This window comes from Bradyrhizobium sp. CCBAU 51627, assembly GCF_028128765.1.
Classification (GTDB): domain Bacteria; phylum Pseudomonadota; class Alphaproteobacteria; order Rhizobiales; family Xanthobacteraceae; genus Bradyrhizobium.
The window spans coordinates 76,357-101,096 of sequence record NZ_LBJG01000086.1 but is presented as its reverse complement, the minus strand read 5'-3'; the positions used below and the strand labels follow the sequence as shown (position 1 = coordinate 101,096).

Here is a 24,740-nt window from a genome sequence, read left to right as displayed (position 1 = left end):
ATCGAGCTAGCGCCAACAAATGGAGCAGCCAAAGGTCTGCATCATCCAAATTTCAGCTTCAGGTGTTCTCCTTCGCTCGGCACCAACAGCCGGTCAGGAACGTTCCACTTCCGCGCTCCACCAGGGAGATGTGGGTCCGGTCAACACCGGCCTCTGGCGCATGTCATCTTGGGACAGGCCAGAACGTTCCGGCGCGCTCATCGTGGTTCATGTGCTGGAACGGACCGGGCGGGCCGACGTTCTCTGCTTCGACATCTGGGTGGGCGACATCAATGGACGACTGTCGTGACCTCGTGACGGTCAGTCTTGTGCTGCTCTGCGCCGGCATCATGCTGGTGGCAGGCCAGCTTTACATCGAGCGTCATGCGCCGGACTTCGGGCGCAAGGAGATCGAGACACCAGCCCAGCCGGCACCGCCGCCCATGGTCTCGCACGCGCTGCAGCCGAACGTCAGCGAGCCCGTCCAGGGTCTTATCGGAAAGCGGCCGACCTGACGCGGCGAGCAAGGTGCTCGCCGGCCGCAATAGGCTGGCAAATGCTGCGATAATGCCATTCTGCCAGTGTTTTGCCCGACGAGTCAAACGTCCCGCCAGTGCGATCGGGCGCACCGGGCCGTTGCGATCAGCTAACCCTTGCGGCGCTTGGTGCCGATCCATCGAAAGACGGCCGCTCGAAAAACCTTGTCGCCACAACAGTCCGGCTACTGTGCATGGGGTTGTTTTCGCGAACTGACGGGCTTCGGCTCACGCCCCGCAAACGATGACGCCGTACCAGCCGAGCCCGCGATAGGTCTCGTAGCCGGGCGTTGCATGGAATGCGATCATCGCGCCTGACCGGTCGTGGTAGAAGCCCGCGCGCTGGCCGCCCAGCGCCAGGGCGATGCGCTCGCTCAGAATGCCCTGGCCGTCGGAGGCGGCGATCACGCGGAAGTTCGAGTCGACCAGCAGCACGCGCGCCTTGTCATGGTCGCCGACGCGCACGCCCTGAACGATGGCGCGGGCCTGCGGCTCCCAGTCGAAATGGATGGCGAGCACGCCGATCGGCGCGCCATGGGCCTGGCCGCCGGCGCGAACGCTGGCGCAATAGGTTGCGACCTGCGCGTTGCCGAGCAGCGGCTGGTTCTCGACGTCGCCGGCGACATAGTCGTCGCCGGAACGCAAGGTTTTCGCCTCGCGAAACCATTTGGTGTGGGCGACGTTCTGGCCGACGACGCGGGAGCGGTCGGCGCGGCCGTTGGCGATGACATTGCCGTCGAGGTCGCAGAGCCAGAGGTCGAGATAGACGGTGTAGGCGCCGAGGATGACGCCGAGCCGCTGCGAGGCATAGGCGACGGCGGCCGGGGCCGGCGAGGCCGCGCAATCGACCACGGCGGAATCGGTCGCCCACCAGCGCACGTCGCAGGTGCGCTCATAGAGGTTGCGGTCGATCAATTCGACCGCGTTGAGCGACAGATCCATCATGCGCTCGCCGCGTGAACGCTGGCTCATACGCTCGATCGAGGCGACCAGGTCGCCGGTGCGTTTCGTCAGCTGGGTCTCGAGCTCGCGCGCGATGGTCTCGACCTGCTGGCCGACGCCGCGCACCTCCTGCGCCACCACGGCGAATCCCGCGCCTTGTGCGCCGGCACGCGAACTCTCGATCAACGCGTTCAGCGCCAGCATCTTCATCTGGTTGGTGATCTGCTGGATCGATTTGGTCTTGTCGACCGCGATCTGGTTGACCTCCGCGGTCAGGCGGTTGATCAGCGCGGAGATGTCGGAATCGTCGTCGCGGGGGCCGGTGGTGACAGGCTTGGTTTTCAGACCCAGCGCAGCAGACATCGGGGACTTCCCTTGGCAATGCGGTCTGATCTGCAATGAACTGGGAACAACGGGTTACAGATCGAATAAGACTCGTTGTCGAAGATTCCGGCTAACGCCCACTTAATTTGCTGGGCGTGCGGCTGCTCAAATGGTAGTCAATCCGCTCGGTGTTCCGGCAATCCACCGCTTTCTGGGCCGCTGACATTGCAAATGGCCGAGGATTCCCGCCGAATCCTGAAAAGATGCGGCCATCGCCGCTGCCAGGCCCGTACCACTCGAACCCGCGAATCATGACGCCGCCCGCCATCGCCTTACCTGTCGAAATGCCCCAGACCTTTCTGGGCGTGGCGCGCTCGCTCACCGACAAGCTCTGGCGCGACCGGCTGGATGCGCGCGGCGCGGCCAAGGCGCTCGCTATCGTGCAGCAGCACCAATTGCCGGAGCTGCTGGCGCGGGTGCTGGCCGGCCGCGGCGTCGATATCGACGCCGTACCCGATTTCCTCGATCCGACCATCCGCAAGCTCATGCCCGATCCGTTCACGGTGACGGAGATGGAGGCCGCCGCGAAACGCATCGCGGATGCGGCCGCGAAGAGTGAGACTGTTGCGATCTTCGGCGACTACGACGTCGACGGCGCCACCTCGGCGGCGCTGCTCGCCTGGCACCTGCGCCATTGCGGGCTCGATCCGCTGATCCACATTCCCGATCGCATTTTCGAAGGCTACGGCCCGAACGTCGAAGCCGTGCGTGGACTCGCGGCGAAGGGCGCGACACTGCTCGTCACCGTCGATTGCGGCACCACCAGCATCGAGCCGCTCGCCGAAGCGAAGCGTCTCGGCATGTCCGTGGTTGTGATCGATCATCACCAGGCCGGCACCGAGCTGCCGGAGGTGGATGCACTGGTCAATCCGAACCGGCTCGACGATCTCTCCGGCCTCGGTCATCTCGCCGCTGTCGGCCTCGTGCTAGTGACGCTGGTCGCGGTCAACAGAGAGCTGCGCCAGCGCAGCTTCTGGACGGCGGAGATGCCCGAGCCCGATTTGCTCGGTATGCTGCATCACGTCGCGCTCGGCACCGTCGCGGATGTCGCACCTCTGATCGGCCTGAACCGCGCCTTCGTCGCCAAAGGGCTGATCGCGATGCGGCGGCGCGACCATGTCGGTCATACCGCGCTGATGGATGTGGCGCGGCTCAATGGTCCGCCGGAGGCCTGGCATCTCGGCTTCATGCTGGGGCCGCGCGTCAATGCCGGCGGCCGCATCGGCCGGGCCGACCTCGGCGTACGGCTCCTGCTGGAAGGCGACAGCGTCGAGGCTGCGCGGATCGCCGCCGAGCTCGACCGCCTCAACAGCGAGCGACGCGTCATCGAGCAGGCGGCCGAAGCGCAGGCCGACGCCGAGGCGCTGGCATCGATCGGGCTGGAGGACAAGCTCGGCGTGATCGTCACCGCGTCCGAAGGCTGGCACCCTGGCGTGGTCGGCCTCGTCGCCTCGCGGCTGAAGGAGAAGTTCTCACGGCCGGCTTTTGCGATTGCGCTCGAGCCCGGCGGCATCGGCACCGGATCGGGCCGCTCCATCGCCGGCGTCGATCTCGGCAAGGTGGTTCGGCAAGCGGTCACTGATGGCATTCTGCTCAAGGGCGGCGGCCACGCGATGGCCGCGGGCGTGACGCTGCGGAAAGAGAAGCTGGCCGAATTCCGCGCCTATCTCGAGAACGCGCTGGCAAGGGATGTTGCCGAGGCGCGCCATGTCAACGAGCTCTATATCGATGGCGCAGTCTCGGCGCGGGCGGTAACGACGGAGCTTGCGACCACACTCAATCGTGCCGGTCCCTTCGGCAGCGGCAACCCGGAGCCGGTGCTGACGCTGCCGGCGCATCAACTGGTCTTCGCCGACGAGGTCGGCCAGGCGCATCTGCGCCTTCGCTTCAAGTCCGGCGACGGTGCCATCGTCAATGGCATCGCGTTCCGTTCAGTCGGGCAAAAGCTCGGCAATGCCTTGCTCGCCAATCGCGGCCAGCAACTGCATGTCGCGGGCTCCCTGTCGGTCGATCGCTATCAGGGTGCCGAGCGCGTGCAATTTCGCGTCATCGACGTCGCGCTACCGGATCAGGGGCCGTCCACGATTAGATGACGACCCCAAACGGCATAAACAACAAAGAAGAAAGGGAGTGAACATGGCAGGGCAGGTTGAGGGCAAGGTCGCGCTGGTTACAGGCGGCGCGTCCGGCATAGGCGAGGCGATCGTCGAGCTGTTCGCGCGCGAAGGCGCGACGGTCGTCATCACCGATATCGACGAACTGCGCGGCCCCGAACTCGCCGCGCGCGTGGCAAAAGCCGGCGGCAAGGCGATCTTCCTGGAGCAGGACGTGACCAGCGAGGAGCGATGGATCGAGGTCGTTGCCGAGATCGCCAAACGCTACGGCCGGCTCGACATCATGGTCTCCAATGCCGGCATCGGCATCGCCGTGCCCTCGATCACCGACATGACGCTCTCCGACTGGCGCAGGCAGAACGCGATCAATCTCGACGGCGTCTTTCTTTCGGTCAAGCATTGCCTGCCTTTGATGCGCAAGCATGGCGGCGGCTCGATCGTCATGATGTCCTCGCTCGCGGGCCTGCGCGGCGCGCCGGGCCTGTCGGCCTATTCGGCCACCAAGGGCGGCGTCCGGCTGTTCGCCAAGTCGATCGCGATGGAATGCGCGGCCGCCGGCGACGGCATCCGCGTCAACTCGGTCCATCCCGGCATCATCGACACGCCGATCTGGGGCAAGATCCCGACGGGCGCGACCGGCGCAGGCCAGAACGCGCCGATCGATCCCGAGGAGCGGGCCAGGATGGCAACGCCGCTCGGCCGTGCCGGGCAGGCGGCGGAGATTGCCTCCGGCGTGCTGTATCTGGCCTCAGATGCCTCTCGCTATGTCACCGGCAGCGAGCTCGTGATCGACGGCGGAATGAACGCCGGCGGCGTGCCGCGGCGGGCGTAACACGCAGGCCAGGGGCGCCGCAGGGGCTGACGCGCAGGCGCAGCCCCTGTACAAGGTGGGTAGCTTCCGACCGACAAAGGTGTCCTTCGCCATGGCGCACAGCCTTCACTCTTCTTCGTCAGCCGCGCCATTCCGTTCGAACCGGCCGGACCTTGCCACGGAAGCGATCCGCACAGCGCGCGAGGACCTCGCCGCCTGCTTCCGCATGGCGGCCCGCAACGGGTTTGAGGAGGGAATCTGCAATCACTTCTCGGCGGTGGTGCCGGGCCACGACGATCTGTTCCTCGTCAACCCTTACGGTTACGCCTTTCGTGAGTTGACGGCGTCAAAGCTCCTGATCTGCGACTTTCATGGCAACGTGCTCGACGGCGAGGGCGTGCCCGAAGCGACCGCGTTCTACATCCATGCCGAAATGCACAAGCGACTGCCGCGCGCGAAGGTCGCCTTCCACACCCACATGCCCTACGCCACCGCTTTGTCGATGACCGAGGGCGATCCCCTGATCTGGGCCGGCCAGACCGCGCTGAAATTCTACGGCCGCACGGCGATCGATCGCGATTACAACGGCCTCGCGCTCGACGTCAGCGAAGGCGCGCGCATCGCCTCTGCGGTGGGCGACGCCGACATCGTCTTCATGAAGCATCACGGCGTGATGGTACTGGCGCCGACGATCGCGGAAGCCTGGGACGATCTCTACTATCTTGAACGCGCCGCCGAAGTGCAGGTGCTGGCGATGTCGACGGGACGGAAAGTGCTGCCGGTCGATCCCGCGATCGCAGCCGCGACCTACAAGCAGATGCGCGAGGGCGATGCCGAATCGGCGCGGCTGCATCTCGCCGCGATTCGTCGCCAGCTCGATGCCGAAGAGCCGCAGTACCGGCACTGAAGGTGGCTTAAGATCCATGCCGCAGCTTGGCCAGCACTTTCAGTCCGCCATAACCATCGGCCGGCGTGATTCCGGCGCGTAGCTGGAAATCCTTGATCGCTTTCATGGTGTCATTGCCGACGCGGCCGTCGGTGCCACCGGTATCGAACCCGGCCCTGGTCAGTCGCGTCTGCATTTCCTGAACCTCGGCGAGCGTCAGCACGCGCTCTGAACCGGGAAACGGCTGGATGAAAGGCGGTGCACCCAGGCAGCGATCGCCCAGATGGCAGATCGCCAGTGCATAGTTCATCGAGGGATTGTAGCTCTTCACCGAGTAGAAATTGGGCCCCAGCAGGAAAGTCGGCCCGCCCGCGACCGGTGTCCACATCTGTGCCGATGCATTCGGCTGCGGAAAGGCCTGGCCGTCGGCGCGGGTGACGCCGGCCGCCTGCCATGCCGCGTAGGTTCGGCTGCCGCTCATCTCACCCGGCGCGCGCACCTCGTAGCCCCAATGCTCGCCGCGATGCCACTTGCCGCGATTGACGAGATATTTTGCGGTCGAACCCAGCGCGTCGTCGGGCTTACCGAACGGCGACACCTTGCCGTCGCCGTCGTAGTCGATGCCGACATTGAGCCAGACCTCCGGCATCCATTGCGAATGGCCCATCGCCCCGGCCCACGAGCCGCGCATCTCCTCGGGCGTGCTCCAGCCCTTGTCGACGATCCGTAGCGCATTGAGCAGCTCCGCCTCCCAATAGGCTTTTCGCCGCGGCTCATTCCAGGCGAGCGCGGCGAGCGAGGGAAACACCGGCGTCATGTGGTTCTGCTGCACGAGGGGATCGCCGTAAGCCGACTCCACGCCCCACAGCGCGAGCAGCGTGCCGCGCTCGACGCCGAAATCGCGCTCGATGCGCGCGAACAGCGCCTCGTTGTTCTTCAGCGCGATCTTGCCGTTGACGATGCGCCAGTCCGATACGCGGCGGTTGATGTATTGCCAGATCTGCTCGTGGAATTCCGGTTGGTTGCGCATCTGCTTGAACACGCTGATGTCGGGCTCGATGCGTGCCATCGCGCGCTGCCAGGTCGCAGCCGAAATGCCCTTGGCCATTGCGCGAGCGCGAAAACCCTCACGCCATTCGTCGAAGCCGGGAGGCGAGGCGAGGACGCGTGCCGGGAAGGTCAGCAGCGCGGCTGCACCGAGGGTGGATTGGAGCAGGGCGCGGCGGGTGCGGTGGACCGAGGAATCAGCGTGTCTCATGAAGCTATTCTAGCGGGAAACAGGGCTGCTGGGAGCTGGTTACTGGAACGCGGGAACAGTTGTTCCTCCGGAACAAACTGTCGCAGTGCTGCATTCCCTTCGCACGATATTGGAGGAGAGCGGAATGAGGAAATGTCTGTTTGCCGCTGCCATGGTCACAGCTATCGCGGCGCCGGCGTTTGCCGATGAAGTTGGTGTTCACGTCGGTCCGGTCGGCGCCGGCGTGACGGTCGGCGAATCCCACCAGTATCGTGATCGCGATCGCGATCGGACTACCGTCATCAAGGAGCGCGAGCCCGCCGACCGCACCACTGTGATGAAGAAGGAGGATGAATTCGGTAACCGCAGCAAGACCGTGATTCATCACGACAACGATTGAATGAGCGGGGTCCCGGCCAATCCATACCGGGGGCCGTCTTCTTCAGTAAGACCTCGAGGTTGAATGAAAATTCGCGCGCATGCGGAAAGCCATGTCGTCGAGCTCGACGACGGATCGTGCTGGCGGATTTTCCCCGGCGATCTCGCAGCAACGCTGAGCTGGAAACCTGAAACGGATTTGCGCCTGGAGTCGAGCGGCGACCGGGTGAGTTCGCATGTGCTGATCAATGACGCGGACCGCAGCCGCGTCCGTGTGATCGCCGCCGGCGAAAGCTGGCACGACGGTGAAGTCAAGAAAGTCTTGAAGGGCGAGGAGTAGCGAGGCGACGAGACTCGCCTAGTTCTCCTGTAGCTCCGTCGCAACGTTGGCGAGCCAGCGGCGAATGCTTGTCTCGGCTTTGGCATCGAGGCCACTGGCCAGACGCTTCTCCAATTCGATGACTCGTTCCCGACACGCTTTGAGCAAAGTCACGCCGCGCGGCGTCAATGTCCATTGCTGGATGCGACCGTGGACGGGATGGGGCGTCATCACAATCGCGCCGTCTCGCTCGAGGTTGCGAATGATTACTCCGACGGTCTGCGGTGTCAGGAAGGTGAGACGGGCAACGTCGGCACCTGATAGTCCAGGATAAGCATTCAGCATGGTCAGCACGGCGAATTGCGGCGAGGTCACGCCGAGATCGGCCAGCGTGCGTTCCATCTTCAGCCGGACCGCAGCATGGGCCTGGCGCAGGAGATAGCCGAGATAACCCTGCTCGCCGCGCTTGCCTTCGCCGGGGGCGGGCAGGTGCACCGGGCGGTCCTTGGTAGGGACAGGCGTTTTCCGTTCCGATGGCGATCTTGTGATGCCGGCTGGCTTGCGCGTCATATAAGAGCTCTTATAATATCTAAGCATTCTTATAATAAAACAAGGTGAACGGCAATGTCACACGCCCGCAGCGAATACGAAGATTTCAAGAGGATTGCGCCGGATGCGTATGATCTGGTGCTGGCGCTGGGGCAGGTCGCAGCCAAGGCCGGCCTCGACAAGCAGCTCCTCGAACTTGTGAAGCTACGTGCCTCACAGATCAACGGCTGTGCCTTTTGCGTGCAGCATCACGTCCTGCTCTCGGAGCGGCTTGGAGTGCCCGTCGACAAGCTTCATCTTGTCGCTGTCTGGCGCGAGGCGCCGATCTACTCGGCGCGGGAGCGCGCGGCGTTGGCTTGGGCCGAGGCTCTGACTCTGCTTCCCGACGGCTTCGGCGACGAGGTGTATGCGGAAGTGCGGCGCGAGTTCTCCGAGACCGAGCTGATGTACCTGACGTCCGCAATTGCCTCGATCAATGTCTGGAATCGGTTCGGCGCAGCCTTCCAATGGACGCCGGCGAAGCGACCGGCCGTGGCGTCCTGATCTGAACAAGAGGAGGTGTCATGACTGCCATGACATTAGCTACGTCACTGCGCCCGATGCCATTGCGCTCGGTGACGCTGGCCGTTGTCGGCGGGCTGGCCTGCGCGCTCGCGATTGGCAAAGCGCTGCCGGTGACGATGGACACGGTCTCCGGCGCACTCGCGCCACTCTGCGCCACCGCCGCTGATAGCTCGCCGCTCGACAAGGTCGAGCCGATCGCTTCCTATGCGCTGCCCAACGTTCCGGGAAAGCGTGTCACCATCGTGCGCGTGTTCTATGGCCCAGGCGGCTTTTCGCGGCCGCATCGGCATGCCGGCTCGGTGACGGCTTACGTCACAAAGGGCGAGATCCGCTCCCAGCTTAGCGGCGGTCCGGTCGAGACGTTTGCTGTCGGCCAGTCGTTTTTCGAGCCGCCGGGCGCCACGCATCTGATCTCGGCCAATGCCAGCACCACGGAGCCTGCCGAACTGATCGCCGTGTTCGTGGCCGATGAGGGCGCACAGCTGACGACCTATCTGGAATAATCGGCAACGGTATCCCGGATGTTGCGGCGCTCATCCGGGATCCGATCGCGCCGTCCGCTTCAATTCTCTTCGGCGCTCGATCCCTCGCGCAGATCGGGCTTGACCACGTCCTCGGGCAGCGCATGGGCGACCGGTTGCGGGGTGCCGGCGATCTCCGGGCCAATCTCGCGGCCGCGGGCGCGGATCAGACGCTCATAGGCCGAGACCAGCGTGGCGTAGGGGCTGACCCAGATCCAGCCGTCGCGGGTGAACACCTGGACGTCGAAATGCAGATGCATCGACGTGCCGGCTGGATGATCGAGGTAGTTCGAGACCACGCCGATCTTCTCGCCCTCGGTAACCATGCGGCCATTGAGCAGGCCGCTTGCGTTCAACGCGTGTGGGTTCATGTGCATGTAGCGGAAGCGGATGTGCTCGGTCCGGCTGTTGACCTCGAGCGTCGCGGCCTGGTCGCTCGGCGCGCGGATCACGACGGCGTCGCGTACGGCAACGACTCCGCGCTGCCTGGGATCGCAGGGATCGTGACCGTCACCGGAGGAGGGACAGTTGGCAGCACGGATGTCCTCGCCCTGGTGACCATAGCCGCCGGCGCACTGCCAGACCTCGAAGCTGCGCGACTCGCAGAAATTGTCGCGCCAGGGATAGGCGGTCGGCCCATCGACCTTGTCGCGTTTGGCATAGGATTGCGAATGCACGAAAGCCGGCGCTTTCTCGAGCGGGAAGCGAATCTGGGCGTAGGCCATCTCGTCAGGATGACCACCCTGCTTGCGATATCCGGTGTTCGGGATGATGTCGCCGCTCGGCCGGTAGCTGAAATCCGTGGACCGATCGGTGGGACGCTCGATCAATTCGGAAGCGACGTCCGGGAGCGGCCGCATGCGCTGGCCGCCAGCCACGTGCAACGCCTTCAGGAAACGCTCGGCAACAGGATAGGCCTCCTTGCAGGCAAGTCGGCGCGCCTTGGCGACGCTGTCCAGGCACTGGATCGACACTACATAAGCGACGCCGAAACGCGTGAAGGCATAGCGCACATAGCCTTCGCGGATGAACTTGCGCAGGTCGGGATAGATGGTCGCAAGCGGTTTGACCGGCTCGCCCTTGCCGCCGGCAGGATCGGCGATGTCGTAGACCAGCGCCGATCCCGTGATCTGAACCTCGACGGGCTTTGCGTAAATGCGTGTCGGCATGCCGTCGCCGGCGCCAGGCTCGAGCGAAAACGTCGCGCTGTAGCCGGCAGGGCCAGCGTCGAACATGTCGACGGGATTGAAATCGGCCTGGCTGCGCGGCAGCGCGAGCGTCGTGCCCGCAGCGCTGCTGCGCTGCGCCTCAAGATAGGCGGCGGCATCGAACGGCAACAGTACAGGAACCGAGCTGCGGGTAATGCCGGTGAAGAATTGCGATGAAACCGCGTTGAGCTGCACCAGTGCCGGCATTGCGCGGGAATCGAAGCGCGCCACCGAACGACGCGGCACGAAGGTGAAATCGGCTGCGACCGCGGGGTGGCTGTTGATCTCGGTGCGAAGCTGGTCGAGCGCTGCGCGCCAATCGACGCGCAGAGCCGTGAGGGACGGGCTGCGGATTTCGTCCGCAGCCAGCGGTGTGGCGGTCAAGAGCGACAGCGACGCCAGGAGCTGCGAGACGAAGCGGAAACTTTTCCCAACCACTGTCTCGCCCCCCGGCGGCACCTGCTCAGATCCCTTGCTTAGTCCTTAGCGCGCTCGGAGTAGGAGCCGTCTTCGGTCATTACCACGATGCGGGTGCCGACCGAGATGTGCGGGGGCACGGTGGTGCGGACGCCATTGGAGAGCACGGCCGGCTTGTAGGAGGACGAAGCGGTCTGGCCCTTGGTCACCGGCTCGGTCTCGACGACTTCCAGCGTCACGCGCTGCGGCAGAGCGAGCGAGACAACGTTGACATCGTGCAATGACAGCTTGACGGTCATGTCTGGCTGAAGATAGGCGGCCGCATCGCCGACGACGTCTTTGGGGACCTGGACCTGATCGTAGGTCTCGGGGTTCATGAAGTGGAAGCCGTCGCCATCTTCATACAGGAACGTGTAGTTGCGCTCTTCGATCGTGGCCTTTTCGACCTGATCGGTGGTCTTGTAGCGTTCGGAGATCTTTACCCCGTCCGAGATTCGGCGCATTTCGATCTGGCTGACCGGAGTGCCCTTGCCGGGATGGATGTTCTCGGCGCTCACGACGACATAGAGCTTGCCGTCTTGCTCGATCACGTTGCCCTTGCGAATAGAACTGGCGATGACTCTCAAAGCTATATTTCCTGCTTGCTTGGCCCGGCACCGGCCAGGACGTGGTCAAATCGATGGGGGACTTGGGGCCTCAAATCAGACCTCGGCACCCGTTTCGGGCCGCAACATACTGATTTTGCCGTTCGATGCCAGCACTTTGCTGGCCGGGGGGGCGGTCGGTTAATGGCAGGGGACAAGCCGATTTCGCCGTTCTGGTCACCCGGAAGCCACCTCGACCGGCGCCCGTTCCTGCAGGCCAGGGGCGCCATCACTGGGGCTATCAGGGGCTTTTTCGCCGAGCAGGGGTTCGTTGAGGTCGAAACCTCCGTCCTCCAGGTCTCCCCCAGCAACGAGACCCATCTGCACGCTCCCCGGACCGAGATCATGCGGCCGGACGGCAGCCGTGCCAGCCGGTACTTGCGGACCTCGCCCGAATTCGCCTGCAAGAAGCTGCTGGCGGCCGGGGAGGAGCGGATTTTCGAGTTTGCCCGGGTCTTCCGCGACCGCGAGCGCGGCGACCTGCATCTGCCCGAATTCACCATGCTCGAATGGTACCGGGCCGCCACTCCCTATGACGCCATCATGGCAGATACGGTGGTCGTCATCGCCACGGCCGCGCAGGCAACCGGAATCGGGACTTTCTCGTTCCGGGGCCGGACCGCCGACCCCTTCGCCGAACCGGAACTGCTGACGGTTGCCGGCGCCTTCGGCCGGTTCGCCGGGATCGACCTGCTATCGACAATCTCGGGCAACGAGGGTAACCGTGCCGCGCTCGCCCAGGCGGCCGGCGGCAAGGTCCGCGTGGCCGAGGACGACACCTGGTCGGACATTTTCAGCAAGGTCCTCGTCGAGCATGTGGAGCCGCATCTCGGGCAGGGGCGTTTGACCATTCTGTTCGAATACCCATCTCCCGAGGCGGCGCTGGCGCGGACGAAGGCTGGCGATCCCAGGGTCGCCGAGCGGTTCGAGGTCTACGCCTGCGGCGTCGAGCTCGCCAACGGCTTTGGCGAGCTCACCGACGCCGAGGAGCAGCGCAGGCGCTTCAAGGAGTCCATGGCGGAGAAGCAGCGCCGCTACGGCGAGGCCTATCCGCTCGACGAGGACTTTTTGGCTGCGGTCGCCGCAATGCCGGAGGCGAGCGGTGTCGCGCTCGGGTTCGACCGGCTGGTGATGCTGGCAAGCGGCGCAACACGGATTGACCAGGTGGTGTGGACACCGCCTGCGGGTGAGAGATGACGAAAACCAATCTTGCACGAACATTGCGAGGGCCGGCCGAGCTCGTAGCTACGGACCTCGCTCCCGCGACCTCATTGCCCTCGCTCGAGAGAGTCGCTGCGCGCTATGCGGTTGCGATCACGCCTGCGCTGGTCGAACTCATCGACACCTCGGATCCCGACGACCCGATCGCCCGTCAGTTCGTTCCGACGGCCGCGGAGCTGGAGATGCAACCGGGCGAGGACGCCGATCCGATCGGAGACCATCCGCATTCGCCGGTTCCAGGGATCGTGCATCGTTATCCCGACCGCGTGCTGTTCAAGCTCGTTCACGTCTGCGCGGTCTATTGCCGTTTCTGTTTCCGCCGAGAGATGGTGGGGCCCGGCAAGGAGAGCGCACTCTCGGACGGGGCCTATCGCGCGGCGATCGACTATATCCGCGCGCATAGCGAGATCTGGGAGGTGATCCTGACCGGCGGCGATCCCTTGATGCTGTCGCCGCGACGGATGAGCGAGATCATGGCGGATCTCGCTGCGATCGAACACGTCAAGATCATCCGTATTCATACCCGTGTGCCTGTGGCTGAACCCTCGCGCATCTCTGACGAGATGGTGACTGCGCTTAAAGTCGAGGGCGCCACCACCTGGGTCGCGCTGCACGCCAACCATGCGCGCGAGCTGACGGGGCCGGCCCGCGCCGCGTGCGCCCAGCTGGTCGATGCCGGCATCCCCATGGTGAGCCAGTCCGTGCTGTTGCGCGGCGTCAATGACAGCGTCACGGCTCTGTCGGATTTGATGCGGGCTTTCGTCGAGTGCCGGATCAAGCCGTACTACCTCCATCACGGCGATCTCGCGCCGGGCACGGCGCATCTGCGCACGACGCTGGCGCATGGACAGGACTTGATGCGAGAGCTGCGCGGACGGGTGTCAGGACTGTGTCAACCGGAATACGTGATCGACATTCCCGGCGGCGCCGGCAAATCCCCGGTGGGGCCGAATTATGTGTTGGCAGCACAAAATACCGCAGCCGACGCGGGTGATGCGGTCACCGAAACGCGCTATCGTATCGTCGACTACTGCGGCGACGTTCATCTCTATCCGCCCGAAATCTGAGTGGTCGCGGAGGAGACGTCGGGCTTGAGGAATGGAGGATCGGATATGAAGAAGATCATGGTGGCAGCATCGCTCGTGGTCTTGCTCGGCGGTGCGGCGATTGCCCAAACCGCTACCAAGGGAGCGCCGTCGGGCGGGGCCTCGTCGGGGACGGTGCCGCAGGCGCCTGTCGGTCATCGCCAGCCGCGCGCCAGCGACGTGCCGAGCGAGAAAACTCTGAGCGATCCGAACAATCCCGTGAACAAGGAAGACGCGCTCCTCGACAAGAAGATCAAGAGCATCTGCCGCGGTTGCTAGGGTCGAATTTCGGACGACGGGCAGCGCGCGAACAGCATCGCCCCGCCCGCCTTTGACCTCGTTCTATGCCGAGCGCTCGTGTCGTCCGGCGCGCGCGGTGTTGCGGCGGACTTCGACCGCATCCGCGAGCTGCTCGAGCACGCCTGCCGTGGTCGCCCAATCGATGCATCCATCGGTGATGCTCTGGCCGTACACGAGCGGCTTGCCCGCCACGACGTCCTGGCGGCCGGCGACAAGGTTGCTCTCGATCATCACGCCCATGATGCGGTTCTCGCCGCCGGAGATCTGGCCCGCAATGTCGGCCATGACCAGCGGCTGGTTCTCCGGCTTCTTGCTCGAATTGGCGTGGCTCGCATCCACCATCACCAGCGGCGCGACGCCGGATTTCGTCAGCTCGTTGCAGGCCGCCGCGACGCTCGCCGCGTCAAAGTTCGGCTTGCTGCCGCCGCGTAGAATGATGTGACAGTCCTCGTTGCCGGCGGTCGAGGCGATCGCCGAGCGGCCGAGTTTTGTGACGGCCATGAAATGATGTGGATGCGAGGCCGATTTCACCGCATCTGCGGCAATGCGAACATTGCCATCGGTGCCGTTCTTGAAGCCGACCGGGCACGACAGCCCCGAAGCCAGCTCGCGGTGAATCTGGCTCTCGGTCGTGCGCGCACCAATCGCGGCCCAGGAGACGAGATCGGCGATGTATTGCGGCGTCGTCATGTCCAGGAATTCGGTGCCGGCGGGCAGGCCGAGATTGTTCACGGCCGACAGCACGTTGCGTGCGAGCCGAAGGCCCTTGTTGATGTCGAAACTGCCATCGAGATCGGGATCGTTGATCAGTCCCTTCCAGCCGACCGTGGTGCGCGGCTTCTCGAAATAGACCCGCATGACGATCTCGAGCTGATCGGCGAGGTCCTCACGCAGTTTGGCGAGACGCTCGGCATAGTCCAGCGCGGCCCTGGGATCATGCACCGAGCAGGGGCCGACCACGACCAGCAGCCGGTCGTCCTGGCCGTTGAGAATGGCGTGGATGGCGTTACGGGCCGCCATTACCACACGGGTGGCCGTGAGGGTGCGCGGGACTTCCCGCATCACATCCTCAGGCGTGCTCAGCTCTTTCAGTTCGCGGATACGAAGATCGTCAGTCGTGCTCAGCACGGCGGGCTCCTGTCTGTTTCTCGAACCTGCCGGCCAATAAAAAAGCCGCCAGGTCTGGCGGCTGTTCGGACGTTTGCTTCAATATTTCAGATTGAGCGCGATCCTCCTGCCGCCAGCGAGCTGTCGTAGCTAAAGTACCAAAAATAGCTGGTGGCGACGGTGATCATGGCAGGCCATATAGCGCGCGATGGACGCCTTGTCACCCCCCAAAGGGCGTGAGGGATGCCGAGGCGCCTCAACTGTTGCTTTTGCGCGCCGCCAGGGCCATGCCGATCAAGGTGGCGCCGCCAAACAGCAGATTGATACCGACGAGCACGCCGATGGCCCATTCCGCCGAGCTCGGCAGTCCGGTGATCACCATGAACGCAATCGCGATGTCGACCAGGCCGGAGACTAGGAGCCACGACCAGCGGCCGCTGAGCTCGCGGCGGTGCTCGAGCGCATACATGATGGTGGTGACGCCCTCGGCGAGGAAGTAGGCGCCGAGCACGATCGTCAGCGTCAGCACCGCCTGCATCGGGCGCGCCAGGAGGAGCATGCCGGTCAGCGTGGCGAGGGCCGCCGAGATCAGCGACCACCAGAAGCCCGGCGCGCTGCGCGCCCAATAGGTTGCGATCAGTCCGCCGATGCCGCTGATCAGAAACATCCAGCCGAGGAAGATCGCGGTCGCAAGGCTTGCGAGCGGCGGCAGGACCAGCGCGGCAACACCGAGGATGGCGAGCAGGATGCCCTCGAACAGAAACGCTTTCCAATGCGCCTTGACCGCCTGGCTCATGGCGGACTGCAACCGTGAAAACTCCTCGGGCGATGTCATTGGCAGGCTCCAGATCGACGGGCGTGTGTTCAATCTAGTATGCGCGTGACGCGCTCGCCATCCCGCGGGCTTACCCGCCGCCGGGTGCCGAGGAAAAACCTTCGGCGCTGGTCCGGATGCGGTTGCGGCCAAGAACATAGATCGCGGTTGTGACAATCAGAAGCGCAAGGCCGAGCAGGATCGAGGTGAGCCCGATCGGGATCAGGGCCAATGTCAGATTGCGCTCGGGGTTGATCAGCCAGTGATGGATCGAGGTCAGCACGAAGGCGAGGCCGAGAAAGCCGATGCCGCCGCCGGCGAGCAGCAGTGCCCACATCCGCCGCAACTGGCTGAGCCGCTCCCGCGCGATGTCGGTCCGTGGCGCGTGGTGGCGAGCGACGCGCCGGACCAGGCGGATGGCGAAGGCAATCGAGCTGAAGCCGATCAGCAGGCTCGCGCCGCCCAGCCACATCCGCAGCGTCGGATCGAGATCCGGCATCTTTTGCAGGGTGAGCAGCGGGAAGTCGAAGGCCGAATGCAGCGCCAGCGGGCCCGCCAGCATCAATAGCCGACTGGAGAGACGGGCCCAGTCGCGATGACGACGGTTCGCGCCCAGTGCGGTGCCGGCGCGGGCGATCGTGAGGTAAGCGCCGGCAATGATGCCGAGCGCACCATGGAACGGCACAGTGAGCACGCTGCGCAGCGCCGCCAGCGAGCGCCACATCTCGGCATGCTGCACGAGATAAGCGAGATTCTCGTAGGCAGCGAAACCAAGCCCGACGGCGGCGCCGTAGACCACGGTATCCATCGGATTGGCGAAGGTCCGCCGCTTGGTCGAGGAGACCAGCACGATCGCGATGACCTTGACCGCTTCCTCCGGCAGCGCAACGCCGAAGATCGAATGCATGGCGAGCGCCGCCCAGGGGTTGTCGGGCGAGTCGATCATCCTGGCGAAGGGGGCGCGTGCAAGGCCCAGCAACGAGATGCTGGCCGCACCGAGCAGGAACGCAGTCCAGACCTGAGCCGGCGGCCCCGGGCGTTCCTCGGCGGCAATGACGAGCCACAGCATCAGCAGCGCCGGGGCGATGGCGGCCGTTCCGATGACGGTGGGTAACGCTTCAATCAGGTACATCGGCGCCGAAAATAGGTTCCCTTGGTCCGGTAATCTACGTCCACCGATGCGACCATCTGTCATGCACTCGCTGTCTCCTCGCTTAACAAGCGCGACAGCTCGCGTTCATCAATCCCGGCCGTTCGGGCAGAATGCAAGCGCAATCAATTGTATGGCAGGGCCTTTTCGTCATCCATGGTAGCGATCGCCGCCGCGCCGGTGGGAAGCGATTGCCAAGTCGGATCAACGAAATACGAAATCCGGAGGCTTCTTCGATTCAGTGCGTCGTGAGGGGCGATGGTGCATCGGGAGCGACATCGAAGGCGCCGAGGTGGAATTCCTCGCCGATCAATTCGTCAGGGGCACCATGTTGCGCGAGCAGTGTGAACGCCGCCTGCGGGTATTGCTTCCAGATTTCGAGGTCGCCGGCTGTGATGGTGAGCCAGCCGAACGTGTACATATAGCGCCCGGGCTCGGTGACCCGGCCGACCCTGTCCCAAGTGATTTTGTTGACTGCCATTCGGTCCCCCGATCGCAAGTCAGCGATAGTGCCCGGCCGTGGCGCGGACCCTTGAATGCTGATCCCGCAATGGGGCGGCGGTAGGGCAACGTTGGAAGGGGGGCTTAGGCCGATTGCAGCACGGGCTGGCGGACGATCAAGCGGACAAGGTCGTCGCGCTGCTGCTTCTCGGCGAATTTGACCGCAAAGCCATTGTCGAATTTGCGGATGACGCGCCCGACGCAGGCGCCGACCGCCAGCGCGGTTCCGATCGGCGGATCGTATTCACACGAGATCGCGACGCCGGCCATGGAGACGTCAATGATGAAGCAGGAATAGCTGCTGCCGTCGGCGAGTGTCAGGACGGTGTGTGAGGCCTGCGGGACGAAGCGTGCGTCGCGCCGCAGCTCCCGAATACTGTCGTCCTTCTGCTTTTTTTCGAGCCAGGTCAACTTTTCCGACATCCAGGCGCGACGCGCACGCGTCATATCGAGCTCCATCAGGAAGCCCGACTTTAGCGTCGCACTGATCGTGCATTGGAATTCGCCGAAGTCCTGGAAATAGGAGGTCACGCGTTCGCCGACCTTGCCGACGACGGGCACGTCCACAATCATGCGAAACGGCGAAACGCGCTTGGTGCGGCACGCGAAATTTCGCAGCCTGCCCTCACAATCGTACCAGCGATGCAGCGAATAGCTGCCGTCCACGCTGACTTCCACTGCGCGCTGCCTGAGGAACTCTGCGACGGACATGGGCGCTAAATCGTGCTTCTGGTTGTTTCCATAATTCCACGGTAGCAAGCAAATTCTTAGCAAATGATACCCGGACTGAGGAGCAGGGGTAAATTTCCGGTAAACGGGCGAGGCAGTAGTGTGCCGGGGGCGGCGACAAAACGTCCCGATTATCAGAGGCGCACATTCACAACCGCGTCATTTGCACCCGGGACGGCCGAGCGGCATCACGAGCACCAGCGCGCCGATCGCGATAAGGAATTTGATCGTCCCTTTCGAACCACAGTCGTGCACGCCGCGTCGCGATCGATCCGGGCGCCTCGACCACGGTGAGCGCAAGCGCAATGACGGCGATGAAAACCGACGCCTGCGGCGCGGCGGCTTTCCCGGGCGAACGGTGAGGGGAACGAGGACTGCGTGGCGCTCCCTAGCGGAATCGAACCGCTCTCTCCACCGTGAAAGGGTGGCGTCCTAACCGATAGACGAAGGGAGCAAACGCAAGGCCTGATCGCATGGGGCAACAGGCCCGCTGGCCGGCCGAGTCGTGCCCGGCGGCTTGCAGCGGGCGAACGTATAGTGACCTTTGGGCCCGCGGGCAAGCCGTTCCGGAACGCTCTTTTGGCGGCGGTGGATAGCCTGCCCCGGGACTGTTCGGGCCGCGATTTCAACCGTTTCTTAGGGTTCCCTGAGCTAGCGCTGGTGCAGGAGATTTTCGCCGATGCCAACGCCCAAGAAGCGCGCTGCCCGCAAACTGCTGTCGCAGCATGCCTGGATCACGCTCGACGGCGGATTCGCGGCGCGGCATTGCCTGGTCCAGGACATCTCGGCCTCGGGCGCCAGGATCACGATGGATGAGGATGCGAGCCAGCTTCCGGGCGTGATCCGGATGGCCTTTGCACGGGACGCGCGGACCGGGCGGAGCTGCCAGGTGGTCTGGCGCCGCGGCAAGTCGGCCGGCGTCAGGTTCCTCTGAAGTCCAGGCGGTCCGGATAGCGCCTGCCACCGGTCCGGGCTACAAGGCGGGCATGCGCCTTTCTGTCCTCGTCCCAATCTCCCTCGTACTGACCTCCGCAGCGGGCGCCGAGACCTTGCGCCTGCCGGCGACCGCCCAGCCGCAATCCGGCAAGACGCTGCCACTCAAGGGCGCCGCCTCGGGGGCCGCGAAGGCGAGCAGCTGCGGCTCCTATGGCCGAGGCTTCTATATGGTGGAGGCCACCGGGACCTGCGTGAAGATCGGCGGCTCGATCAGCGTCGACACGGCGATCCGGCGCTGAGGGATCGCATGTCGCCGGACCTGTTGCGCCCCGAGCTGCTCATTCCCGCGCTGATGTATCTCGTCATGATCTGGTGGGTCGGCCGCCGGCTGTCATGGACCGCAAAGCTCGCCACCGTCGGCGTCACGCTGGGGCTGATCGCCATCGTCGTGGCGGTCGAGCGCGCCTGGCACTAGGGGTCCCCAACAAAAACGCGAAAACAACCCCATGCACAGTAGAAGCGGGTGCCGCCGATTTTGCGCGGCCACGGCAATTCCGCACGCTCGCACCGCACCTTACGCCGCCTCAGCGGCTCACGACATCGGCGGCGCCACGTGCTGGGCAAATCCCACCCGCCTGCCGAGCTCGGCGAGCCACCGTGTCAGGTTCGGCTGCGCCGGCCGGGTGATGCCCTCGACCCCTAACCAGCGCCGCGCATAGGCGCCCACGGCGATATCGGCGAGCGTGAACGCATCGCCCTCCATGAACGGCCTCGTGGACAGCAGGCGATCGGCGATCGCCCAGACCTCGGCCGCCGCATCGGCATCCTGCTGCACCTTGATCATGTCGCGCTCGGCGGGCGCCGTGCGCACAATGCCCCAGAACACCGGACGGTCGACCGGCTGCACTGTCGACAGCGTCCAGTCGAGCCAGCGGTCGACGCCGGCGCGGATCTTCGGCGCGTCGGGATAGATCGGCGTGCCGCGTCCATGCGCGAGGCAGAGATAGCGCATGATCGAATTGGATTCCCACAAGCTGAAATCGCCCTCGACCAGCGTCGGGATCCGCGCATTCGGGTTCATCGCGAGATAGTCAGGCTCGCGCGTCTTGCCGTATTGCATGCCGGCGTCGATGCGCTGATAGGGCAGGCCGAGCTCGGCGAGGCACCACAGCACCTTCTGTACGTTGACCGAATTGGCGCGGCCCCAGATCGTCAGCTGTGTGTCCGGCATCGAGCCTCTCCCGCGGCGTTGATTAGTCGCGGGTGATAGCGGAATTTTGCGCACGAAGGGATGCGCCTTGCCGCGCCCCTCTCATGCAAAAAGCTCCGCTTTGGAAGCGGAGCTTTCATTGCAGAGCAACCGGCGCGACATCAGCAAGATGCGTTCGCGCCGATCTCAGTGGCCGAAGAACAGCCACAGCAGAATGATCACCGGAATCGGCACACCCAGCAGCCACAACAAAATTCCGCGTCCCATCGCGTCCTCCTCCATCGCATTTGTCGGAGGGACAACACGGGCAAGGCGGCCTTGTTCCTGTGGCGCGGCCTTTACCAATGGCCGGTGTTGGGCATCGACGCCCACGGCTCCTGCGGCGGCTTCGGCTCGCCCTTCTGCAACAGCTCGATCGAGTGCAGGTCGGGCGAGCGGACGAACGCCATGTTGCCGTCGCGCGGCGGCCGGTTGATGGTGACGCCGGCCTTCTGCAGCTTCTCGCAAGTGGCGTAGATGTCGTCGACCTCATAGGCGAGATGGCCGAAGAAGCGGTCCTCGCCGTACGTCTCCTCGTCCCAGTTGTAAGTGAGCTCGACCAGCGGCGCGCCGCGCGTCGGCGGCTGCTTCTTCAACGCCTCGAAGTCGTCCGGCGAGCACAGGAACACAAGCGTGAACCGCCCCTTGTCGTTCTCGATCCGCCGCACCTCCTTCAGCCCCAGCGCATCCTGGTAAAACTTGAGCGCGACATCGAGATTGCGCACGCGCAGCATGGTGTGGAGATAACGCATGGTTGTTGCTCCCTTTGGACGGTGGGGTTTTGCTTTGGGCCGGGATGGCGGGGGAGAGATAGCAGGAAACGGGGAGAAGGGGCAGGGGGCGGGCGGCAGGCGACGACGTGACCTGAAAAAAGTGCCAGCCAAAAGTTGTGGGTGGCTCGCGATGGCCTATATTCAGACTTCCCGTTACGTTCACCAGAGGAGGTTCGATCTTGGGCCACATTTTGATGAACTCGGAAAACCTCGCAACGTGAGGTCACGGCCCTCCGGGGAAGCGATTGCTAGGAGATCGCCAAGGGCAAGCCCGTTTCGGCGGGTTCAAGTGTTTCTGTAATGGAGCGTGGAGCTGGCCAGCCAGCGTGAGTGTTCGTAGGCGAACGTTTTTTTACCATGAGGATGGGCTTCCTAGTCTTCCCATCCACAAAGAGCCCGGTGCAATTCCGGGCCCTTTTTACGTTGTGCGGTCAAGCCGCCTGACGCAGCAATTACCGTCGACCGAAACCGCATGGCTGGCGAGGTGATGATGGCGAATGAGTTTGGTGCACTGTCACCGCAATTCTGAAATGCCTGTCACCGCAATTACCGTGTCTCACTTCAGGGGGCAGTCCAGCACTGTCACCGTAATTTCGTAGGATGGGTTGAGCTCTTGCGAAACCCATCGCTCTTGTTGCGTTGTAAAGTCTCGGCATGACCGTGGACCGTCGCAACCTCGTTCCGAGTGGAGGCTTCTTCACGGTCAATCCGGCCGAGCGGACGCCGACGTTGCTGATGGGTCCTGTCCGGCTTAGGGAGAGCGACGATCGAGAAGAGATGAGTTTCGCAAGGGCTCAACCCATCCTACGAGCTTTCTTGGCATTCACCGCCATACCTTGGCGCCGGAGAGCCGCGGTCACCCGCCGATAGCCGTAGAAGACGTGCTTGAGGCAGATGCGCTGGATCACGTCGCGCAGCTCGCACTCGGCTGTCTCGCTGCTGCGTTTGGCGAGATGACGGTAATACGTCGCGCGCGGCAGACCCGCGAGGCGGCATAGTCGCTGCACGTCGACGTTTGGATTTGTTGCTTGCGAAGTCATCGCTTGGATGACTTCGATGATGCGGATGCGGATGCGGATTTGCCTTGCGCTGCCGGCCGCTCCAAGGCGCGCAAGGCTTGCCGAAAAAAAATCGAGGTCCATCTGCTGGCGACCCACCAGCCCTTCAAGCTCGGCGATACGCGCTTTGGCGAGTACGAGGGCGGAGCGCTTGTCGTTGTACGTCGCTGGCGGCTTCAGCTTGCGGGGGCCAGGCTTAGGCCCGCGCTTGCGGTTCAGCCCGTCTGGCCCATCGGTCTTCCACGCCTTGATCCAGTCGTGGAGAATCTTGCGGGAAATTCCGAGTTCACGGGCTACGGGCAGAACGCCGTCACCTCTCTCAACCCGCTTGATCGCCTTTATCTTGTAGGCCGTCGGAAACTGACGGTTCTTCTTCCCTTGTACTGCCACAGGTCATCCTTGAAATGCCTGTCACTGTAATTATCGTGTCTCACTTCAGGGGTGCAGTCCAGTACTGTCCCCGTAGTTCGATGCGGAGTTCTGAACACGCTTCGCAGAGAGCTTGCTCCCCTACTTGCACTCAAAACTCGCCGCGCTCTCCGGATCGCCTTGGCCCTTGTACTGCGCGTGTTGCGGATAGGCGCAAAGCGGGCGGCTGCGGCCGGGGAAGGCTGGTCCTGTCGCGACCACCGCATCGGGCGCCTTGCCGTCTTCCACCCAGTTCACGACCGCGCTGAGGAGATCGAAGCGATCGAGCGTTGCGCCGCTCGAGCAGTGACCCATGCCCGGCACCAGGAAGGCCCGGCTCGATGTCTCCCGCACCGTCTCCATGCCGCCGGAATCCGCCGCCATGCGCTCGTAGTAGTTCACGGTGTCTTCAGCCGAGAACCAGGGATCGCTCACGCCGTGGTAGAACAGCAGCTTGCCGCCGTGGCCGAAATAGCTCGAAAGGTTGGTCCAGTAGGCGGTGTTGGTGAGGCGTTCCAACCCGCTGGCGTTGACCCGGTCTTCGAGTTGATCGACGTTGATGCTTTCCCAAACAGGCGGTCCGACCGGACTGCGCGCGCCTGTGGTGAGGATGCCGGGAATGGCAACGCCTTCGGCTGCCACGCCGCTGTCCCACGGGAACGGCGGGTAGACTGAAGTGCCGCGTGAATTCTTCGGTCCGGCAAAAGCTTTCCTGAGGGCATCGACCTGCGGCGGCGCCAGGCAGGCCTCCGTCTTGTTGCCGTCGCAGGTGAGGACCGCGGGATCGAATTGACAGGCCTTAGCGTCGAAGATCAGGCCATCCTTGACGCCGTCCTTGGCGTCGCAGGCATAGAGGATCGCGTTCGTGATCAGCTTGCGCTCATCAGCGGAAAAAGTCCTGGCGGGCTCCGGCTTGCCGGAGGCATCTTTCGGCGCGATCTGGCTGAAGGCCGCGTTGGCCCAGGCGAGACCGATATTGGAGTTGCCGGTGCGCATCGCAGGCGCGCCGGCGACGATGCCGTCGAATTGTTCGGGATAGCGCGCGGACGCCAGCATGCCTTCGCGGCCTCCGGTCGAGCACCCCGTGAAATAGGAACGTTTTGCGGGCTGGCCATAGTAATGCGCGACGATCGCCTTGGCGGCATCGGTCACCTTGCCGACGGATGCAGTGGCGAAGTTGAGCGCGGCTTCCTGGTCCTTCAGGAACGAGGCATCGAACACCGCGCCCTGATGACCGCTATCGGTCGAAACAACGGCAAAGCCGCGCGCCAGCGCCGGCACCTCGCCGGCCGCCTGGTAACCCAGCGGCGGCCGGATCGAGCCGTTCAAACCGCCGCCGCCCTGAAACAAGAACCGGCCGTTCCAGCGATCGGGCAGGGCGACGGCAAAGCCGATCGCGTAGGACTTGCCCTCGACTCCCACGCGCTGATCGATCACGCCATCCGCGCGGCAGTTCGGCGGCAGCGCCACCGATATTGTGGCCGGCGCCGGCGGCGACGGCTGCACGGTCCCCGGCGGCGCCTCCGGCACCACTTCGGCCCTGGTGACAGACGCCGTCGATCCCGGCATCGTCCAGCCGGTCAAGTCAGCGCATTTGAGCGCAGGTGTTATGTTGGCTGAATCGTCGGCGCTTGCCGGCGAGATCGCAACGACCATGACGGCCGCTCCCAGAGCCAGGCAAGCCATGGCACCATCAAGCGCCACATTGCTTTTTCGCTGCATCGTTCTTCCCTGCCGTTTTCCGAATTTTATCGCGGGACACGTCACTCACGCTGGCCCCCGGACGATGTGGTGCACCGACACTGAAACTATCTTGAGATATTCGGGAGGTGCAGTCCAGCGGCGCAGGCTTTCAACCGCTCTCGCCCTTCGCCCTTGCCGATGAAGTCGATCGAACATGACGGCGGATGCTACGCCGCT

General features: G+C 64.1%; 29 protein-coding genes, 1 tRNA gene and 1 pseudogene. 15 read left to right on the top strand and 16 right to left on the bottom strand.

Going from position 1 to position 24,740, the window contains the following annotated elements; translation table 11 throughout:
- Window positions 1–19: 19 nt before the first annotated feature.
- On the top strand, window positions 20–289 hold the full coding sequence (locus tag XH88_RS31245) for a hypothetical protein (protein WP_271672070.1): 270 nt from the start codon (window positions 20–22) through the stop codon (window positions 287–289).
- Entirely contained in the window at window positions 273–494 is a 222-nt protein-coding gene (locus tag XH88_RS31240; protein ID WP_271672069.1) for a hypothetical protein, read from the top strand. Before XH88_RS31245 ends, XH88_RS31240 begins: the two co-directional genes overlap by 17 nt.
- 249 nt (window positions 495–743) lie before the next feature.
- Here XH88_RS31240 and XH88_RS31235 read toward each other — a convergent pair whose 3' ends face one another.
- A complete protein-coding gene (locus XH88_RS31235) occupies window positions 744–1,820 on the bottom strand; it encodes a methyl-accepting chemotaxis protein (RefSeq protein ID WP_271672068.1) in 1,077 nt (358 codons plus the stop codon).
- Between the two features lie 272 nt (window positions 1,821–2,092).
- Between XH88_RS31235 and recJ the strand changes: the two genes are divergently transcribed.
- The 3 genes from recJ (at window position 2,093) to XH88_RS31220 (ending at window position 5,673) form a co-directional block, all read left to right on the top strand.
- Complete coding sequence (recJ, locus tag XH88_RS31230) at window positions 2,093–3,934, top strand: single-stranded-DNA-specific exonuclease RecJ (RefSeq protein WP_271672067.1); 1,842 nt, start codon at window positions 2,093–2,095, stop codon at window positions 3,932–3,934.
- 43 nt (window positions 3,935–3,977) lie between these two features.
- Window positions 3,978–4,787 carry an SDR family NAD(P)-dependent oxidoreductase gene (locus tag XH88_RS31225; RefSeq protein WP_271672066.1) on the top strand — a complete coding sequence of 270 codons (810 nt, stop codon included), beginning with the start codon at window positions 3,978–3,980 and terminating at the stop codon, window positions 4,785–4,787.
- Between the two features lie 91 nt (window positions 4,788–4,878).
- Window positions 4,879–5,673, top strand: a complete 795-nt coding sequence (locus tag XH88_RS31220; protein ID WP_271672065.1) for an aldolase — start codon at window positions 4,879–4,881, stop codon at window positions 5,671–5,673.
- A gap of 7 nt (window positions 5,674–5,680) precedes the next feature.
- On the opposite strand, the gene XH88_RS31215 is transcribed toward XH88_RS31220, so the two are convergent.
- Complete coding sequence (locus XH88_RS31215; protein WP_271672064.1) at window positions 5,681–6,910, bottom strand: lytic murein transglycosylase; 1,230 nt, start codon at window positions 6,908–6,910, stop codon at window positions 5,681–5,683.
- A 124-nt stretch (window positions 6,911–7,034) separates the two neighbouring features.
- Here XH88_RS31215 and XH88_RS31210 point away from each other — a divergent pair, with 124 nt between their 5' ends.
- Both XH88_RS31210 and XH88_RS31205 read left to right on the top strand, forming a co-directional pair.
- Window positions 7,035–7,289 (top strand): hypothetical protein, encoded by a 255-nt coding sequence (locus XH88_RS31210; protein ID WP_271672063.1) that lies wholly within the window; start codon window positions 7,035–7,037, stop codon window positions 7,287–7,289.
- 63 nt (window positions 7,290–7,352) lie between these two features.
- A complete protein-coding gene (locus tag XH88_RS31205; RefSeq protein ID WP_271672062.1) occupies window positions 7,353–7,607 on the top strand; it encodes a hypothetical protein in 255 nt (84 codons plus the stop codon).
- A gap of 18 nt (window positions 7,608–7,625) precedes the next feature.
- Here the strand turns inward: XH88_RS31205 and XH88_RS31200 are convergent, their stop codons facing one another.
- Window positions 7,626–8,156, bottom strand: a complete 531-nt coding sequence (locus tag XH88_RS31200; protein WP_271672061.1) for a MarR family winged helix-turn-helix transcriptional regulator — start codon at window positions 8,154–8,156, stop codon at window positions 7,626–7,628.
- 54 nt (window positions 8,157–8,210) lie between these two features.
- Between XH88_RS31200 and XH88_RS31195 the strand changes: the two genes are divergently transcribed.
- Both XH88_RS31195 and XH88_RS31190 read left to right on the top strand, forming a co-directional pair.
- Window positions 8,211–8,678: a carboxymuconolactone decarboxylase family protein gene (locus tag XH88_RS31195; RefSeq protein ID WP_271672060.1), complete on the top strand. Its 468-nt coding sequence runs from the start codon at window positions 8,211–8,213 to the stop codon at window positions 8,676–8,678.
- 20 nt (window positions 8,679–8,698) lie between these two features.
- Entirely contained in the window at window positions 8,699–9,202 is a 504-nt protein-coding gene (locus XH88_RS31190) for a cupin domain-containing protein (protein ID WP_271672059.1), read from the top strand.
- 59 nt (window positions 9,203–9,261) lie between these two features.
- Here the strand turns inward: XH88_RS31190 and XH88_RS31185 are convergent, their stop codons facing one another.
- Window positions 9,262–10,887, bottom strand: coding sequence for a M23 family peptidase (locus tag XH88_RS31185; protein WP_271672058.1), 1,626 nt, complete (start codon window positions 10,885–10,887; stop codon window positions 9,262–9,264).
- A gap of 17 nt (window positions 10,888–10,904) precedes the next feature.
- Complete coding sequence (gene efp / locus XH88_RS31180; RefSeq protein WP_188105837.1) at window positions 10,905–11,471, bottom strand: elongation factor P; 567 nt, start codon at window positions 11,469–11,471, stop codon at window positions 10,905–10,907.
- A gap of 162 nt (window positions 11,472–11,633) precedes the next feature.
- Here efp and epmA point away from each other — a divergent pair, with 162 nt between their 5' ends.
- Genes epmA through XH88_RS31165 form a run of 3 tightly spaced genes read left to right on the top strand, consistent with a single transcriptional unit; the run spans window position 11,634 to window position 14,074 of the window.
- The gene (gene epmA / locus XH88_RS31175) at window positions 11,634–12,686 is read left to right on the top strand and encodes an EF-P lysine aminoacylase EpmA (protein WP_271672057.1); all 1,053 of its coding nucleotides are present in this window, start codon (window positions 11,634–11,636) and stop codon (window positions 12,684–12,686) included.
- Window positions 12,683–13,777, top strand: coding sequence for a lysine-2,3-aminomutase-like protein (locus XH88_RS31170; protein WP_271672056.1), 1,095 nt, complete (start codon window positions 12,683–12,685; stop codon window positions 13,775–13,777). Before epmA ends, XH88_RS31170 begins: the two co-directional genes overlap by 4 nt.
- Before the next feature lie 45 nt (window positions 13,778–13,822).
- Entirely contained in the window at window positions 13,823–14,074 is a 252-nt protein-coding gene (locus XH88_RS31165; RefSeq protein WP_271672055.1) for a hypothetical protein, read from the top strand.
- A 63-nt stretch (window positions 14,075–14,137) separates the two neighbouring features.
- Here the strand turns inward: XH88_RS31165 and XH88_RS31160 are convergent, their stop codons facing one another.
- The 6 genes from XH88_RS31160 to XH88_RS31135 all read right to left on the bottom strand — a co-directional run bounded on the left by XH88_RS31160 (window position 14,138) and on the right by XH88_RS31135 (window position 18,850).
- On the bottom strand, window positions 14,138–15,223 hold the full coding sequence (locus XH88_RS31160; protein WP_271672054.1) for a 3-deoxy-7-phosphoheptulonate synthase: 1,086 nt from the start codon (window positions 15,221–15,223) through the stop codon (window positions 14,138–14,140).
- Between the two features lie 235 nt (window positions 15,224–15,458).
- The gene (locus XH88_RS31155) at window positions 15,459–16,037 is read right to left on the bottom strand and encodes an HdeD family acid-resistance protein (protein WP_271672053.1); all 579 of its coding nucleotides are present in this window, start codon (window positions 16,035–16,037) and stop codon (window positions 15,459–15,461) included.
- A 70-nt stretch (window positions 16,038–16,107) separates the two neighbouring features.
- Window positions 16,108–17,148, bottom strand: a complete 1,041-nt coding sequence (locus XH88_RS31150; RefSeq protein WP_271672098.1) for a PrsW family intramembrane metalloprotease — start codon at window positions 17,146–17,148, stop codon at window positions 16,108–16,110.
- A 256-nt stretch (window positions 17,149–17,404) separates the two neighbouring features.
- Window positions 17,405–17,647, bottom strand: a complete 243-nt coding sequence (locus tag XH88_RS31145) for a hypothetical protein (protein ID WP_271672052.1) — start codon at window positions 17,645–17,647, stop codon at window positions 17,405–17,407.
- Between the two features lie 104 nt (window positions 17,648–17,751).
- On the bottom strand, window positions 17,752–18,378 hold the full coding sequence (locus XH88_RS31140) for a PilZ domain-containing protein (protein WP_271672051.1): 627 nt from the start codon (window positions 18,376–18,378) through the stop codon (window positions 17,752–17,754).
- Between the two features lie 397 nt (window positions 18,379–18,775).
- Window positions 18,776–18,850: transfer RNA gene (locus tag XH88_RS31135), tRNA-Glu, on the bottom strand.
- A gap of 225 nt (window positions 18,851–19,075) precedes the next feature.
- Here XH88_RS31135 and XH88_RS31130 point away from each other — a divergent pair.
- Genes XH88_RS31130 through XH88_RS31120 form a run of 3 tightly spaced genes read left to right on the top strand, consistent with a single transcriptional unit; the run spans window position 19,076 to window position 19,807 of the window.
- A complete protein-coding gene (locus XH88_RS31130) occupies window positions 19,076–19,330 on the top strand; it encodes a PilZ domain-containing protein (protein WP_271672050.1) in 255 nt (84 codons plus the stop codon).
- Window positions 19,331–19,382: 52 nt separating this feature from the next.
- On the top strand, window positions 19,383–19,631 hold the full coding sequence (locus XH88_RS31125) for a hypothetical protein (protein ID WP_271672049.1): 249 nt from the start codon (window positions 19,383–19,385) through the stop codon (window positions 19,629–19,631).
- Window positions 19,632–19,639: 8 nt separating this feature from the next.
- Window positions 19,640–19,807, top strand: a complete 168-nt coding sequence (locus tag XH88_RS31120; protein ID WP_271672048.1) for a hypothetical protein — start codon at window positions 19,640–19,642, stop codon at window positions 19,805–19,807.
- A 117-nt stretch (window positions 19,808–19,924) separates the two neighbouring features.
- Here the strand turns inward: XH88_RS31120 and XH88_RS31115 are convergent, their stop codons facing one another.
- From XH88_RS31115 to XH88_RS39310, 5 genes and pseudogenes are all read right to left on the bottom strand, one after another.
- A complete protein-coding gene (locus XH88_RS31115; RefSeq protein WP_271672047.1) occupies window positions 19,925–20,563 on the bottom strand; it encodes a glutathione S-transferase family protein in 639 nt (212 codons plus the stop codon).
- A 317-nt stretch (window positions 20,564–20,880) separates the two neighbouring features.
- Entirely contained in the window at window positions 20,881–21,333 is a 453-nt protein-coding gene (locus XH88_RS31110) for a VOC family protein (RefSeq protein ID WP_271672046.1), read from the bottom strand.
- Between the two features lie 815 nt (window positions 21,334–22,148).
- Entirely contained in the window at window positions 22,149–22,802 is a 654-nt protein-coding gene (locus XH88_RS31105) for a helix-turn-helix domain-containing protein (RefSeq protein ID WP_271672045.1), read from the bottom strand.
- A gap of 120 nt (window positions 22,803–22,922) precedes the next feature.
- On the bottom strand, window positions 22,923–23,462 hold the full coding sequence (locus tag XH88_RS39315; protein ID WP_442868497.1) for a tannase/feruloyl esterase family alpha/beta hydrolase: 540 nt from the start codon (window positions 23,460–23,462) through the stop codon (window positions 22,923–22,925).
- Window positions 23,460–24,389, bottom strand: a pseudogene (locus XH88_RS39310) (tannase/feruloyl esterase family alpha/beta hydrolase); the annotation flags it as partial. The pseudogene XH88_RS39310 and the gene XH88_RS39315, both read right to left, overlap by 3 nt.
- Between the last annotated feature and the right edge of the window lie 351 nt (window positions 24,390–24,740).

What these genes read in the sequence shown, in the direction of transcription:
- XH88_RS31155 (WP_271672053.1), bottom strand. Translation starts at nt 16,037, where the DNA reads ATGACATCGCCCGAGGAGTTTTCACGGTTGCAGTCCGCCATGAGCCAG.
- XH88_RS31125 (WP_271672049.1), top strand. Translation starts at nt 19,383, where the DNA reads ATGCGCCTTTCTGTCCTCGTCCCAATCTCCCTCGTACTGACCTCCGCA.
- XH88_RS31200 (WP_271672061.1), bottom strand. Translation starts at nt 8,156, where the DNA reads ATGACGCGCAAGCCAGCCGGCATCACAAGATCGCCATCGGAACGGAAA.
- XH88_RS31240 (WP_271672069.1), top strand. Translation starts at nt 273, where the DNA reads ATGGACGACTGTCGTGACCTCGTGACGGTCAGTCTTGTGCTGCTCTGC.
- XH88_RS31140 (WP_271672051.1), bottom strand. Translation starts at nt 18,378, where the DNA reads ATGTCCGTCGCAGAGTTCCTCAGGCAGCGCGCAGTGGAAGTCAGCGTG.
- XH88_RS31110 (WP_271672046.1), bottom strand. Translation starts at nt 21,333, where the DNA reads ATGCGTTATCTCCACACCATGCTGCGCGTGCGCAATCTCGATGTCGCG.
- XH88_RS31220 (WP_271672065.1), top strand. Translation starts at nt 4,879, where the DNA reads ATGGCGCACAGCCTTCACTCTTCTTCGTCAGCCGCGCCATTCCGTTCG.
- XH88_RS31165 (WP_271672055.1), top strand. Translation starts at nt 13,823, where the DNA reads ATGAAGAAGATCATGGTGGCAGCATCGCTCGTGGTCTTGCTCGGCGGT.
- XH88_RS31145 (WP_271672052.1), bottom strand. Translation starts at nt 17,647, where the DNA reads ATGGCAGTCAACAAAATCACTTGGGACAGGGTCGGCCGGGTCACCGAG.
- epmA (WP_271672057.1), top strand. Translation starts at nt 11,634, where the DNA reads ATGGCAGGGGACAAGCCGATTTCGCCGTTCTGGTCACCCGGAAGCCAC.
- XH88_RS31190 (WP_271672059.1), top strand. Translation starts at nt 8,699, where the DNA reads ATGACTGCCATGACATTAGCTACGTCACTGCGCCCGATGCCATTGCGC.
- XH88_RS31210 (WP_271672063.1), top strand. Translation starts at nt 7,035, where the DNA reads ATGAGGAAATGTCTGTTTGCCGCTGCCATGGTCACAGCTATCGCGGCG.
- XH88_RS31170 (WP_271672056.1), top strand. Translation starts at nt 12,683, where the DNA reads ATGACGAAAACCAATCTTGCACGAACATTGCGAGGGCCGGCCGAGCTC.
- XH88_RS31235 (WP_271672068.1), bottom strand. Translation starts at nt 1,820, where the DNA reads ATGTCTGCTGCGCTGGGTCTGAAAACCAAGCCTGTCACCACCGGCCCC.
- recJ (WP_271672067.1), top strand. Translation starts at nt 2,093, where the DNA reads ATGACGCCGCCCGCCATCGCCTTACCTGTCGAAATGCCCCAGACCTTT.
- XH88_RS31245 (WP_271672070.1), top strand. Translation starts at nt 20, where the DNA reads ATGGAGCAGCCAAAGGTCTGCATCATCCAAATTTCAGCTTCAGGTGTT.
- XH88_RS31225 (WP_271672066.1), top strand. Translation starts at nt 3,978, where the DNA reads ATGGCAGGGCAGGTTGAGGGCAAGGTCGCGCTGGTTACAGGCGGCGCG.
- XH88_RS31195 (WP_271672060.1), top strand. Translation starts at nt 8,211, where the DNA reads ATGTCACACGCCCGCAGCGAATACGAAGATTTCAAGAGGATTGCGCCG.
- XH88_RS31120 (WP_271672048.1), top strand. Translation starts at nt 19,640, where the DNA reads ATGTCGCCGGACCTGTTGCGCCCCGAGCTGCTCATTCCCGCGCTGATG.
- XH88_RS31130 (WP_271672050.1), top strand. Translation starts at nt 19,076, where the DNA reads ATGCCAACGCCCAAGAAGCGCGCTGCCCGCAAACTGCTGTCGCAGCAT.
- XH88_RS31115 (WP_271672047.1), bottom strand. Translation starts at nt 20,563, where the DNA reads ATGCCGGACACACAGCTGACGATCTGGGGCCGCGCCAATTCGGTCAAC.
- XH88_RS31150 (WP_271672098.1), bottom strand. Translation starts at nt 17,148, where the DNA reads ATGTACCTGATTGAAGCGTTACCCACCGTCATCGGAACGGCCGCCATC.
- XH88_RS31215 (WP_271672064.1), bottom strand. Translation starts at nt 6,910, where the DNA reads ATGAGACACGCTGATTCCTCGGTCCACCGCACCCGCCGCGCCCTGCTC.
- XH88_RS31205 (WP_271672062.1), top strand. Translation starts at nt 7,353, where the DNA reads ATGAAAATTCGCGCGCATGCGGAAAGCCATGTCGTCGAGCTCGACGAC.